The organism is Glycomyces sp. NPDC050141, assembly GCF_055586545.1.
The window spans coordinates 1-11,514 of record NZ_JBVJHZ010000048.1 but is presented as its reverse complement, the minus strand read 5'-3'; the positions used below and the strand labels follow the sequence as shown (position 1 = coordinate 11,514).

Sequence of the window (11,514 nt, the reverse complement as noted above, 5' to 3'; positions counted from 1 at the left end):
CGCACATGCAGCCGAACAACTCCCATGACCGACCGACACCGGGAAGGAGATACCGCATGACCGCCATAGCCAACGCGCTGATCACCAACCGGCCCAAGACCACTGCCGCGATCGCCGCGCTCCTTGTCGCCGCCGTAGCCGCCTGGCTAGCCGGATACCGCCACGACGGCGGACTCGGCCCGCTCGCAGCATCCACTGCCGCAGCGATCGCGGCGATCTACACCGCCGCCGCGGCCATCGCCTGGCACCTCTCCCTGCGCCGCAAACGCCACCGCGAAGCCCGCCGCGCCGCCGCCGACACCGTCGCCAGCCTCGCAGCCGACCTCGCCGCCGGAACCGACCCGGCCCGCGCCATCGCCGCCGCCGAACCCGAATGGCCCGCCGAAGCCGCCGCTACCGCACACCGGCTCCGCGCCGCCCTCCGCATCGCCGCCGAACTCGGCGCCCCCGCAGCGGAACTCTGTCGCCGATTCGCCGACCACCTTCGCGACGACGACCAGGCCGCCGGCCGAGCCGGGGCCCAGACGGCCTCGATCCGAGCCACCGCCGCGCTCCTCGTCGCCCTGCCCGTCGCAGGAGTCGCACTCGGCGAGGCCGCCCTAGGCGTCGACGCCGTCGCGTTCCTCTTCGCGACCCCCGCAGGGCTCGGCGCGGCCGCCACCGCGATGGCCCTCCAAGCCGCGGGTCTCGCCTGGACCGGCGCCCTCATCAACTCCGTCAACCCGAGGAGCACCTGATGCTGCGCAAACTCATCGGCCCTATCGCAGGCGTCGCTACCGCGTTCGCCATCGGCGGCCCGACCGGCATCATCGCGGGCTTCGGCGCCTGGTGGCTCACCGCACGCCTCCTCCGCACCGACCCGGACCGCGCCGAGCGAACCGCCGCCGACCGACTCGCACCGTCCTGGCCCTGGACACTCGACCTCCTCGCCGCCTGCATGCGCGCCGGAGCACCATTCCCGCAGGCCGCATTCGCCGTCGCTGAAACCGACGACCCCGAGATCGGCGACCGCCTCAACCGCTTCGCCGGAGCGATCCACCTGGGCGCCACCGCCTCCGAGGCACTACCCGAACTCGGCAGACTCCCCGGCGCGGCCCGCCTAGCCCGCCAACTCGACCGGTCCGGCGACTCCGGCGCCGCCATCGCCGCCGGACTCGAACAACTCGCCGCCTCGCTCCGATCAGACCTCCGCACCCGAACCGAAGAACGCGCCGGACGCGCCGCAGTGGCCCTCGTCGGCCCCCTGTGCCTGTGCTTCCTGCCCGCGTTCGTCATCGCCGGAATCGGCCCGGTCGTGCTCGGCATCGTCACCGACACGCTCGCCACCGGCCTCTGACCGCACCATCCCCGGGCAACACCGCCCGGCAACCGAAGAAAGGAAACCGCGATGCACGCGAACACCCACACCACAACGGCCCTCCCGACCCCAAGCAACCGCCGGGCACCGTCCCGACCCGACACCAGCCAGGCCTCCTGCCGACCCGACAGTCGCAGGCGACCCGCCTGCGAACCCGGCGGCACCCAGCCGCGACCCGCGTGCGGCCGCACCTGCGAACCTGACCGCACCGAACCGAACCCGGCCGAACCCTGGTCACCCGGCTCGAACCGCAGCCGGACCCCGATCACCGCAGGACCCTCCGACCTCACCGACGACCGCCCGCCGCCGAAGCGCCGCCCGAGCCCCCGCCGGAAGCCCGAGGACGAATGGAGCCCGGGCCGCATGCAGGGCATCGCGAAACCGAGCTGGGGCGAGCGATTCGCCTCCCGCATGCGCGGGGAGAGCGGCATGAGTACCGCCGAGTACGCGGTCGGCACGCTCGCCGCCGTGGCCTTCGCCGGAGTCCTCCTGAAGGTGCTCACCTCTGGCCCGGTGCAGAGCGCCCTGTCCGACCTGATCGAACGGGCCCTCTCATGAAACCGAGCCGCAGCACCGCGCCGAGAAGCCAGATCCAGGCGGAGGTTCCCCCACCCGCAACCCGAATCGCACGCCGGAGGCCCGAATCGGAGCAAGCACCGCAACGTCGCGCCAGGGCAAGAGGCCCGCGCGGACGACCACCCGCGGGCGAGGAAGCGGCCGAAGTAGGTTGCGGCCCTGGACGCAAGCAAGCGGCGAGAGCGCGCCGAAGCCGAGCAGCCAGCGCGCAGAACTGCGACCCCCGAGGCGCCGAAAGCGGGTTCGTGACCGCCGAACTGGCGGCGGCCCTACCCGCCGTGGTCGCAGTGCTGGCGCTCGGGCTGTGGGCGGTCTCCGCAGTCGGCATGAAGGTCCGGGCCATCGACGCGGCCAACAGCGCCGCGATCGCAGTGGCCCGAGGCGAAGACGCCCAAGCCGTCGCCGCCGCCTACCTGCCCGACGGCGCATCGGTCGCAGTATCGAGTGACGGCACGGTCGCCAGAGCCGTAGTCACCGCACCGGTCCGACCGCTCGGCCCGCTGACACCGCCGATGGACATCACCGCCCAAGCCGCAGCCCCGATGGAACCGGGCCTGCCCCAATGAAAAAGGACCGAAACGAATCCGAACGGGGATCAGCCACGGTGCTCGCGGCCGGAGTCACGGCAGCGCTCCTGTTCGCGGCAGTCGCCTTCATCTCCGTCGGCCAGGCCAGCGCCGCCCGGCACAGGGCCCAAGGCGCGGCGGACGCCGCCGCGCTGGCAGGAGCCGCGAGGGTCCTGTTCGGCGAAGGCGAGGCGTGCGCGGCGGCGCAGGAGATGGTCGCGCAGTCAGAGACCGAGTTCCAAGGATGCGAGGTAGACGAACTTGAAGTGACGGTCCACGTGAACGAGACCCCGAACGGCCTCCCAGCGGTCTTCGGCCCGGCCCGAGCGGTATCCCGAGCAGGCCCGGTAGCAGTCGAATAGCCGGACCCGGCGGCCTAGGCCAGGCCGCCGGGAACCGGGAGCAACGAAGAGCTCGGCAGCCACGGCCAGGCCGCCGAGAACCACGAACGGCATCACCCGAAGACCGGCATGCCGGTGGGCGGGGTGGGCGGGGGTGGGCGGGGGTGGGGGGGAGGGGGAGGGGCCCCCGGGAGGCGGCGCGGAAAACCGCGGCACGCCCCGGCAATGGGCGCCCCGGAAACCCGCGGCACGCCCCGGCAACGAGCCGGCCCGGAAAACCGCGGCACACCCCGGCAACGAGCCGGTGCGGAAATCCCTCGCATGCCTCGGTAACGCCCCTGGTGAGGTGCGTTGGTCACACTCCGGTGTGTCCTGGGCCCGCGGGTGGTGCCGGAGGGGCTCGGGCTGTCTAAACTCGCGCCATGGAGAAACACCGTTCTTCACCTGCCGCGGCGCCCGCGACCCGGTCGCCCGGCCGCCGCACGTACCTCATGTGCCGCCCCGCCTACTACGCGGTCGAGTACGCCATCAACCCTTGGATGGACACGACCGCGCCCGTCGACGCTGCCCTGGCCTGCGACCAGTGGCAGACCCTCGTCGACGCCTACACCGCCCTCGGCCACGAGGTCCTCACCATCGAGCCCGAGCCGGGCCTGCCCGACATGGTCTACTCCGCCAACGGCGCCTTCGTCGTCGACGGGATCGCCTACGGCGCGAGCTTCCGCTACCCCGAGCGCCGCCCCGAGGCCGACGCCCACGAGAAGTGGTACCGCACCACCGGCTGGACCTACGCCAAGCCCGAGTTCGTCAACGAGGGCGAAGGCGACTTCACCTACCTGCCCGGCCGCGGGCTCATCCTCGCCGGCTGGGGCTTCCGAACCGACGCCCGCGCCCACGCCGAGGCCGCCGACGTGTTCGGCCGCCCCGTCGTCTCGCTGCGCCTGGTCGACCCCCGCTACTACCACCTCGACACCGCGCTCGCGCCCCTCGACGACGAGAACATCGCCTACTTCCCGGAGGCCTTCGCCCCGGGCAGCCGCCTCCTGCTGGAGCGGCTCTTCCCCGACGCGGTCATCGCCGACGCCGCGGACGCCGCCGGGTTCGGCCTGAACTTCGTGTCGGACGGCCGCAACGTCGTCGTCAACGCCGAGGCCGCCGGGTTCGCCAAGAAGCTCCGCGACGCCGGGTACGAGACCGTCCCGGTCGACCTCTCTGAGCTGAAGAAGGGCGGCGGCTCCGTCAAGTGCTGCACCGCCGAACTGCGCCGGTGACCGCCGGGGCGTAAGCGCCGAGAACCGACCGAGGGGCCGGTGGACCGAATGGTCCACCGGCCCCTCGGACTTCGGGGGGATCAGGTCGAGGATGCGGGCGGCGTCCTGCCGAGGCGCGCGCGAGCCGCCTCACGGCCCGCATCCTGGTCTCAGCGGGGGTTCACGCGGCGGCCATGGTGGTCTCGAGCCCGGTCGGCTGGAAGCCGCCGGGTCGGGGGGCCTGGCGCGGCCGGTTCGTGTTGCAGTGCATCGGGGAAGGACGCCCGTCGACCTGCACGACCGGGGGCAGGAACGAGGGCTGGGACGAACGGTGGACGTGCTCGGCCGGGGCGGCGAGGCGCGGGTCCGGGGCGGGGAACGGGCTGGTCGGGTGCACGGCGCCGACAGGCAGCACCTCGGCGAGCGCCGAACGCACGAGACCGGGCCGCATGAGCGACACGGTGTTCTCGGCCCGCACGAGCGCGACGGTGTCCTCGCTCCGCTCCAATGCGGTCTCGTCGACGAGGTCGAGGTCGGCGAAGACCGAGGCGGTGGCGAGTCGGTCGGCCGCGGGCCGGGCGTCGGCCTTGGGGCGGCGGAACGCGCGCGCGAGCAGGGCGTCGATGCGCCAGACCCGCTTGGCGTGGGTGGCCGGCAGCCAGAAGTGCCAGCGGTGCGGCTCGGTCGCGCCGGGTCCTTCGAGGACGGTGAAGTTGAGTTCGACGCCGGGCCCGGCCGGGTCGGCCGACCAGCGCAGGTTCTCGATCGCGGCGACGGGGGCGTCGAGGCAGAGGCGGACGCGGCCGAGGAGCCGCGACTGGCGGGTGACGACCAGGCGCTCGCCGGTGAGCATGAGGACGTGGTCGCCGCTGCCGAGCCCGTCGGAGCCGACGCAGCGGCTGAGGAGGGAGACCTGGTCGCTGCTGCCGATGTTGCGGCGGAGGAGGGGGACGTGCCGGGTCAGGGCCGTCGAGGTCAGGCCCGCCTCGGCCGAACAGGCGAGCATGGTGCGGGAGAAGTGGTCCATCTGCTTGTACCCCACAGAAATCCGTGTGCGTTCGTCATTGCGACGCGCTCTCGGAAGGAGTAACGGCAATCCGCATATGCAAGTTACGGCTACGGGGTGGCCTTCCCCACAACTCACCCCTTCGGGCGAGCGCGGCGGCGTCGGCGCGGTTCAGTCCCCGCTGCCCGGCAGCGGGTCGGAGGAGGTCTCGAATTCGAGGTAGAGGGCTATTTCGACCGGCTCGGAGGCGGCTTCGAAATCGGGTTCGGCCGACTCGTCATCGTCCCAGCCGGAGCCGTCGCTGTGACCGGCATCCCAGCTCCAGCCGTCGTCCCAGTCGGGCACGAGCTCGGGTTCGTCGGCTTCTTCACGGCCGCAGTCGTCTTCGTCCTCGCCGACGGGGACGAGCTGCGGCGGGGCGCTCTGCTCGGGGACGCGGTCGTCGCTGGGCTCGCGCGGGGGCGCTCCCCCGCCGTCGGCTTCGGCGATGCGCTCGGCCTGGGGTTCGGCGGGGCTGACGGCGATCTGCGGTTCGGGTCCGGGCTCGGCGGGGTCGACAGGACCCGGGTCGCCGCCCGCGACGCCCACCGGTTCGGGGGTCTCGTCCGCTTCGATGACGACGGTCTGCGGGTCGTAGTCGAGGGGTTCGGCGCCGTCGCCGCCGCCGTAGAGGTCCCTCGCGAAGGTCCACCCGATCAGCGAGAAGCACGCCACGGTCCCGGCGCTCACGCCGACCATGGCGAACCAGATGCCCACCGGCCAGCGTCCCCCCTGGTCGCTGCCTCTGCCGCGCACCGCGCGCTCCTTCCCGCCACCCCCGTGCGACGAAACGGCCGTTCAGGACCGATGATGTCGATGGCTCGACCGATCACTACTCTGCGTCAGTCTCTCGTCCCGAATAGTAATGGGGCGGCGGCTATGGCGCGCACCACCCAAGACTTTGGGATGCTTGGATACACCGGAATACGAATATGAGGAGGCATCAATGGGCGACACACAGCGTCCTGCCAAGAAGACGGCCAAGAGCCGTCCGAAACCCGCCTCAGCGAACGAACCAGAGTTCGTGCAACTGCTGACTCCGGAGGGTCAGCGCGTCCAGCATCCCGACTACGACCTCGACCTCACCGACGAGGAGTACCGCGGCCTCTACCGCGACCTCGTCATCACCCGCGAACTGGACGCCCAGGGCACCGCCCTGCAGCGCCAGGGCCAGCTCGGCCTGTGGCCGAGCCTGCTCGGCCAGGAGGCCGCGCAGGTCGGCTCCGGTCGCGCCCTCAAAGCCCAGGACACGGTCTTCCCGGCCTACCGGGAGCTCGGCGTCCAGTGGTGCCGGGGCATTGACCTCATCTCGTCGTTCGCGCTCTTCCGCGGGACCGACCTCGGCGGGCGCGACGTCGCCGCCGACCGCTTCAACATGTACGCGATCGTCATCGCCTCCCAGACCCTCCACGCCGCCGGGTACGCCATGGGCGTGTCCATGGACGGCGCGGTCGGGAACGAGGACGGCGAGGCCGTCGTGGTCTACCACGGCGACGGCGCGACCAGCGAGGGCGACTTCAACGAGGCGCTGATCTGGGCTGGGGTGTTCAACGCCCCGCTGGTGCTGTTCTGCCAGAACAACCAGTACGCGATCTCGGAGACGAACGCCCGCCAGTTCCGGCTGCCGCCGTACCGCCGCGCCGAGGGCTTCGGCGTCCCCGGAATCCTCGTCGACGGCAACGACGTCCTCGCGACCTACGCGGTCACGCGGTCGGCGCTCGACCGCGCCCGCCGCGGCGAGGGCCCGAGCCTGGTGGAGGCCTACACCTACCGGATGCAGCCCCACACCACCTCCGACGACGCCACCCGCTACCGCGACGCGGCCGAGCTGGACTTCTGGCGCGCGAAGGACCCGATCGTCCGCTACCGCAAGTGGCTGGATGCCGAGGGGCTGGCCGACGAGGCCTACTTCGCCGGCATCGACACCGAGGCGGGCGAGCTCGTCCGCGAGCTGCGCGCCCGCGTCATGGCGCTGACCGACCCGGAGGTCGCCGAGATGTTCGACAACGTGTTCGCCGAGATGCCTGCGGAGATCGCGGCCCAGCGCGCCGAAGCGCTCGACTTCCAGGCCTCCCTGGACGAGGGGAGCGACGTCCGATGACCACGATGACCATGGTCAAGGCGCTCAACGAGGGCCTGCGCCGCGTGCTCGAGGCCCAGCCGAAGTCGCTCGTCATGGGCGAGGACGTGGGCCGCCTCGGCGGCGTCTTCCGCGTCACCGACGGCCTGCAGAAGGACTTCGGGTCCGAGCGCATCATCGACACCCCGCTCGCGGAGTCCGGCATCATCGGCACCGCGATCGGCCTCGCGATGCGCGGCTACCGGCCGATCTGCGAGATCCAGTTCGACGGCTTCGTCTACCCCGCGTTCGACCAGCTCGTCTCGCAGCTGGCGAAGATCCCGAACCGCTCCGGCGGGCGCCTGCGCCTGCCCGTGGTCGTGCGCATCCCCTACGGCGGCGGCATCGGCGCGATCGAGCACCACTCGGAGTCCCCCGAGGCGTACTTCGCGCACACCGCCGGCCTCAAGGTCGTCACCTGCGCGAACCCGAACGACGCCTACTGGATGATCCAGCAGGCCGCCGCCGGGGACGACCCGGTGATCTTCTTCGAGCCCAAGCGCCGCTACCAGGCCAAGGGCGAGGTCGACACCGACGGGGACCCGCTGGAGCTCTACCGCTCCCGCACCCTCCGCGAGGGCCGCACCGCCACCCTGATCGCTTACGGCCCCACCGTGGACGTGGCCGCGAACGCCGCCGCCGCGGCGGCCGAGGAGGGCCTCGATCTCGAGGTGGTCGACCTGCGGGCGCTCTCGCCGATCGACTGGGAGCCGCTGTTCGCGTCGGTCCGCAAGACCGGCCGCGCCGTCGTCGTCCACGAGGCCCCCGGCAGCGTCGGCATCGGCGCCGAGGTCGCCGCCCGCATCACCGAGGAGTGCTTCTACTCCCTGGAGTCCCCCGTCCTGCGGGTGACCGGCTATGACGTCCCTTATCCGGCGAGCCGGCTCGAAGACGACTACCTTCCGAACCTGGACCGGGTGCTCGACGCCGTCGACCGGTCGCTCGAGTACTGAGGAGCGGGATATGGGTCAGAGGATCACGTTCAACCTGCCCGACCTCGGTGAGGGTCTCACCGAGGGCGAAGTCGCCGCGTGGCTCGTGGAGCCGGGCGGCGAGGTCAAGCTCAACCAGCCCTTCGTGGAGGTCGAGACCGCCAAGGCCCTCGTCGAGGTGCCCAGCCCGTACGACGGGGTGCTCGCCGAGCACCACGCCGAGGCGGGCGAGACGATCGACGTGGGCAAGCCGCTCGCGACCTTCGAGGTCGAAGGCGCGGAAGCGCCCCCGGCCGAGAAGAAGAAGGACGAGCGCACGCCGAACCTCGTCGGCTACGGCGCGCGCGAGGCCGGTTCCAAGCGCCGCAAGCGCCGCTCCGGCGAGGCCCCGGCTCCCGCCGCGGCACCCGCCCCGGTCGCCACGCCCGCACCGGCTCCGGCCCCGGTCGCCGCTCCCGTCCCCTCGGGTCCGGTGCTCGCCAAGCCCCCGGTGCGCAAGCTCGCCAAGGACCTCGGCGTCGACCTCGCCTCGCTCGTCCCAACCGGGCCGAACGGCACGGTCTCCCGCGCCGACGTCGAAGGCGCCGTCTCGGCCCCTGTTGCCGCAGCCCCCGTGAAGGTCGCGGCCTCGGCCGAGGACCAGCGCATCCCGATCAAGGGCGTCCGCAAGCTCACGGCCCAGAACATGGTGGCCTCCGCCTTCACCGCCCCGCACGTCACGGTGTTCCTCACCTGCGACGTCACGGGCATGATGGCGACGGTCAAGGAGTTCAAGGCCCGCAAGGAGTTCGCGGACGTCAAGGTCACGCCGCTGCTGTTCGTGGCCAAGGCGGTCCTGCTGGCCGCCCGCCGCCACCCGATGATCAACGCCCAGTGGGACGAAGCGGCACAGGAGATCGTCGTCAAGCACGACGTGAACCTGGGCATCGCCGCCGCCACCCCGCGCGGCCTGGTCGTCCCGAACGTCAAAGCGGCCCAGGACCTGAGCCTGGTCGAACTCGCCGGGGCCCTCACCTCGCTGGCGCGCACCGCCCGCGAGGGGAAGACCTCGCCCGCCGACATGTCCGGCGGGACCATCTCGATCACCAACGTCGGCGTCTTCGGCATCGACACGGGCACACCGATCCTCCCTCCGGGGGAGTCGGCCATCCTCGTGTTCGGCGCCGTCCGGCCGCAGCCGTGGGTGCACGAGGGCGAGATCGCCGTCCGCCAGGTGACCACGCTCGGCCTGTCCTTCGACCACCGGCTCATCGACGGGGAGCTCGGCTCGCAGTTCCTCGCCGACGTCGGCGCGTTCCTGCAGCACCCTGGGGAAACACTGCTCGCCTGGACGTGATCAAGGGCACCGGCGAATCGTTGGCGAATCCCAGTATTCGGTGTTGTAATTGAGGCACGGAAACAACGAGGAAACATTACTTCGAAGCTTCCGACGTCTCAGGAGACTGGGACCGCGAACTTTATCTCCTCCCATTGGTGCGGCGGACAGCGCCGAGTCACCGCACCATTGAGACCCTCTCCAGGGGGTTCTCACACCGGCCGGGTGCCGCGTTTGCCATGAGGGGTGGGCAACCGCTGGCACCCGGCCTTTTTCGCACCCTCCTTCGCGAGGCGATTCCCGCCCGACTTCCGGGCCCGCTCTGTAACCCTGTCGAGTGATCGCGAGCGCCGCTGCGGTACCGTGTGACGCGTCTGGCGTGCCCCCAAGACGCCAGGCCGGAAGCAGCATTGAGGAGCAGCCGTGACCTCCGAGCAAGGCAACCCGCCTGAAAAGGGCGAGGGCAGCGAAGACCAGAACGCAGCCGAGCAGGTCCCCGGGACCGACGCCGCCGCGACCCCCGAGCCGGCGACCGCCGACGACACCGCGGTCGCCGCACCCGAGACTCCCGCTGCCGCCGAGGCCGCACCTCCGGTCGAGGCGCCCACCGCCGAAGCCGCTCCGGAACCCGAAGCGCCGCAGGCCGAACCGGCCGCTCCCGAGGCCCCCGCCGCGCCCTCGATCGACGAGGGCGTCACCGCGGCCATCCCGACCTCCGCGCTCGCGGACGCCGAGATCCCGGCCGCCCCCGCCGCCGACATCCCCGCGGCCCCGCTGGCGGACGCCGCGCCGGAACCCGAAGCGCCGCAAGCGGCCCCGTCGATCGACGAGGGCGCCACGCAGGCCATCCCGACCTCGGGCTCCATCAACATCGACATCCCGGCCGCTCCCGCCGCCGACAACGCGCCCCAGCAGGTCGCCCCCTCCGCTCCGGAGCCGCCCCTCTCGGCGCCGCTTGCAAGCCGTAATTTTGACGAGCCGCAGGCGGCTCCGTCGGCTCCGCAGTTCGACGGCCCGCAGTTCGACGAGGACGGCACGCAGATCCTGCGCCTCGGCCCGTCCCAGCCGTCCTCCCCGCCTGCCCCCGCGGCGAACCCGTACGAGGAGAGCACCCAGGTGCTGCCGCCCCAGGGCGTCTCGGGCTTCAACGCCCCCGCGCCCTACGGCGAGCAGGCGGCCCAGTCGCCCGCTTCGGCGTGGCCGTCGCCGCCGCCGAACCCGCTGTCCAACCCGGACGCCCAGGCCCCCGCCCCGGCGCCGAGCCCGGTCCAGCCGCCCGCCGCGGTCCCGCCCCCGCCGCCTCCGGCCAACCCGTACGCGCAGCCGCAGTCGGCCTACCAGGCGCCGCCGCCTCCGGCGGCCCCGCCGGTGCAGTCGGACGCGACGCAGAAGCTCATCATCGGCGCGCACAATCCGTACAGCGAGCCGCCGCCCGCGATGGCCCCGGGCTTCGACCCGAACCAGCCGATGCAGTCGCAGCCGCAGATGGGCCCGCAGTACTCGCAGCCGGGCATGCCGCCCGGCTCGGTCCCGCCCGGCCAGTTCGCCACCCAGCCCGTCCAGGGCGGCGGTTCCAAGAAGAAGGCGCTGGTGCCGATCCTGGCGATCGTGGCCGCGCTCGTCGTGGTCGCCGCCGGTGTCGGCGTCTACTTCCTGCTGTTCGCCGCGCCGAAGTTCGAGGAGAACGGCTGCGTCCGCCACACGAGCGGCGACCAGGCCGAGGCGATCGACTGCGCCGACGCCAAGGACGGCGAGGACTACGAGATCGTCCAGAAGGTCGGCGACGGCCAGGAATGCGCCGACGCGGGCCGCGAGACCCTCACCGTCGGCGAGGACGTCTACTGCCTGACCCTCCTCGGCGAGCCCGCCGAGGGCGAGGGCGGCGCCGAGCCGACCGACGAAGCCTCCTAGGAAATCGAGCTTCGGCACCGGGGGGGGGGGGGGGGGGGGGGGGGGGGGGGGGGGGGTTTTGGCGTTTTTGTCTTCCCCCACCCCACCGGCGACCTGGCCGGG

General features: G+C 72.3%; 12 protein-coding genes. 10 read left to right on the top strand and 2 right to left on the bottom strand.

Features of this window, described 5'->3' with window-relative positions; translation table 11 throughout:
• The first annotated feature begins 56 nt into the window (after positions 1 to 56).
• From ACZ60M_RS22410 to ddaH, 6 genes are all read left to right on the top strand, one after another.
• Entirely contained in the window at positions 57 to 737 is a 681-nt protein-coding gene (locus ACZ60M_RS22410) for a type II secretion system F family protein (protein WP_465420979.1), read from the top strand.
• Positions 737 to 1,336, top strand: coding sequence for a type II secretion system F family protein (locus tag ACZ60M_RS22405; RefSeq protein WP_465420977.1), 600 nt, complete (start codon positions 737 to 739; stop codon positions 1,334 to 1,336). The genes ACZ60M_RS22410 and ACZ60M_RS22405 overlap by 1 nt, the downstream gene beginning before the upstream one ends.
• A 384-nt stretch (positions 1,337 to 1,720) precedes the next feature.
• Positions 1,721 to 1,915: a DUF4244 domain-containing protein gene (locus ACZ60M_RS22400; protein WP_465421023.1), complete on the top strand. Its 195-nt coding sequence runs from the start codon at positions 1,721 to 1,723 to the stop codon at positions 1,913 to 1,915.
• 263 nt (positions 1,916 to 2,178) lie between these two features.
• Positions 2,179 to 2,499 carry a TadE family type IV pilus minor pilin gene (locus tag ACZ60M_RS22395; protein ID WP_465420975.1) on the top strand — a complete coding sequence of 107 codons (321 nt, stop codon included), beginning with the start codon at positions 2,179 to 2,181 and terminating at the stop codon, positions 2,497 to 2,499.
• Positions 2,496 to 2,861 (top strand): Rv3654c family TadE-like protein, encoded by a 366-nt coding sequence (locus tag ACZ60M_RS22390; protein WP_465420973.1) that lies wholly within the window; start codon positions 2,496 to 2,498, stop codon positions 2,859 to 2,861. The genes ACZ60M_RS22395 and ACZ60M_RS22390 overlap by 4 nt, the downstream gene beginning before the upstream one ends.
• 401 nt (positions 2,862 to 3,262) lie before the next feature.
• Complete coding sequence (gene ddaH, locus ACZ60M_RS22385; protein WP_465420971.1) at positions 3,263 to 4,111, top strand: dimethylargininase; 849 nt, start codon at positions 3,263 to 3,265, stop codon at positions 4,109 to 4,111.
• Positions 4,112 to 4,271: 160 nt separating this feature from the next.
• Here the strand turns inward: ddaH and ACZ60M_RS22380 are convergent, their stop codons facing one another.
• Both ACZ60M_RS22380 and ACZ60M_RS22375 read right to left on the bottom strand, forming a co-directional pair.
• A complete protein-coding gene (locus tag ACZ60M_RS22380; protein WP_465420969.1) occupies positions 4,272 to 5,132 on the bottom strand; it encodes a hypothetical protein in 861 nt (286 codons plus the stop codon).
• Between the two features lie 135 nt (positions 5,133 to 5,267).
• A complete protein-coding gene (locus ACZ60M_RS22375; RefSeq protein ID WP_465420968.1) occupies positions 5,268 to 5,891 on the bottom strand; it encodes a hypothetical protein in 624 nt (207 codons plus the stop codon).
• A 190-nt stretch (positions 5,892 to 6,081) separates the two neighbouring features.
• Here ACZ60M_RS22375 and ACZ60M_RS22370 point away from each other — a divergent pair, with 190 nt between their 5' ends.
• The 4 genes from ACZ60M_RS22370 to ACZ60M_RS22355 all read left to right on the top strand — a co-directional run bounded on the left by ACZ60M_RS22370 (position 6,082) and on the right by ACZ60M_RS22355 (position 11,412).
• The gene (locus ACZ60M_RS22370) at positions 6,082 to 7,236 is read left to right on the top strand and encodes a thiamine pyrophosphate-dependent dehydrogenase E1 component subunit alpha (protein ID WP_465420966.1); all 1,155 of its coding nucleotides are present in this window, start codon (positions 6,082 to 6,084) and stop codon (positions 7,234 to 7,236) included.
• The gene (locus ACZ60M_RS22365) at positions 7,233 to 8,207 is read left to right on the top strand and encodes an alpha-ketoacid dehydrogenase subunit beta (RefSeq protein WP_465420964.1); all 975 of its coding nucleotides are present in this window, start codon (positions 7,233 to 7,235) and stop codon (positions 8,205 to 8,207) included. Before ACZ60M_RS22370 ends, ACZ60M_RS22365 begins: the two co-directional genes overlap by 4 nt.
• A 10-nt stretch (positions 8,208 to 8,217) precedes the next feature.
• A complete protein-coding gene (locus ACZ60M_RS22360; RefSeq protein WP_465420962.1) occupies positions 8,218 to 9,522 on the top strand; it encodes a dihydrolipoamide acetyltransferase family protein in 1,305 nt (434 codons plus the stop codon).
• A 402-nt stretch (positions 9,523 to 9,924) separates the two neighbouring features.
• Positions 9,925 to 11,412, top strand: a complete 1,488-nt coding sequence (locus ACZ60M_RS22355) for a hypothetical protein (RefSeq protein WP_465420961.1) — start codon at positions 9,925 to 9,927, stop codon at positions 11,410 to 11,412.
• Positions 11,413 to 11,514 lie beyond the last annotated feature (102 nt).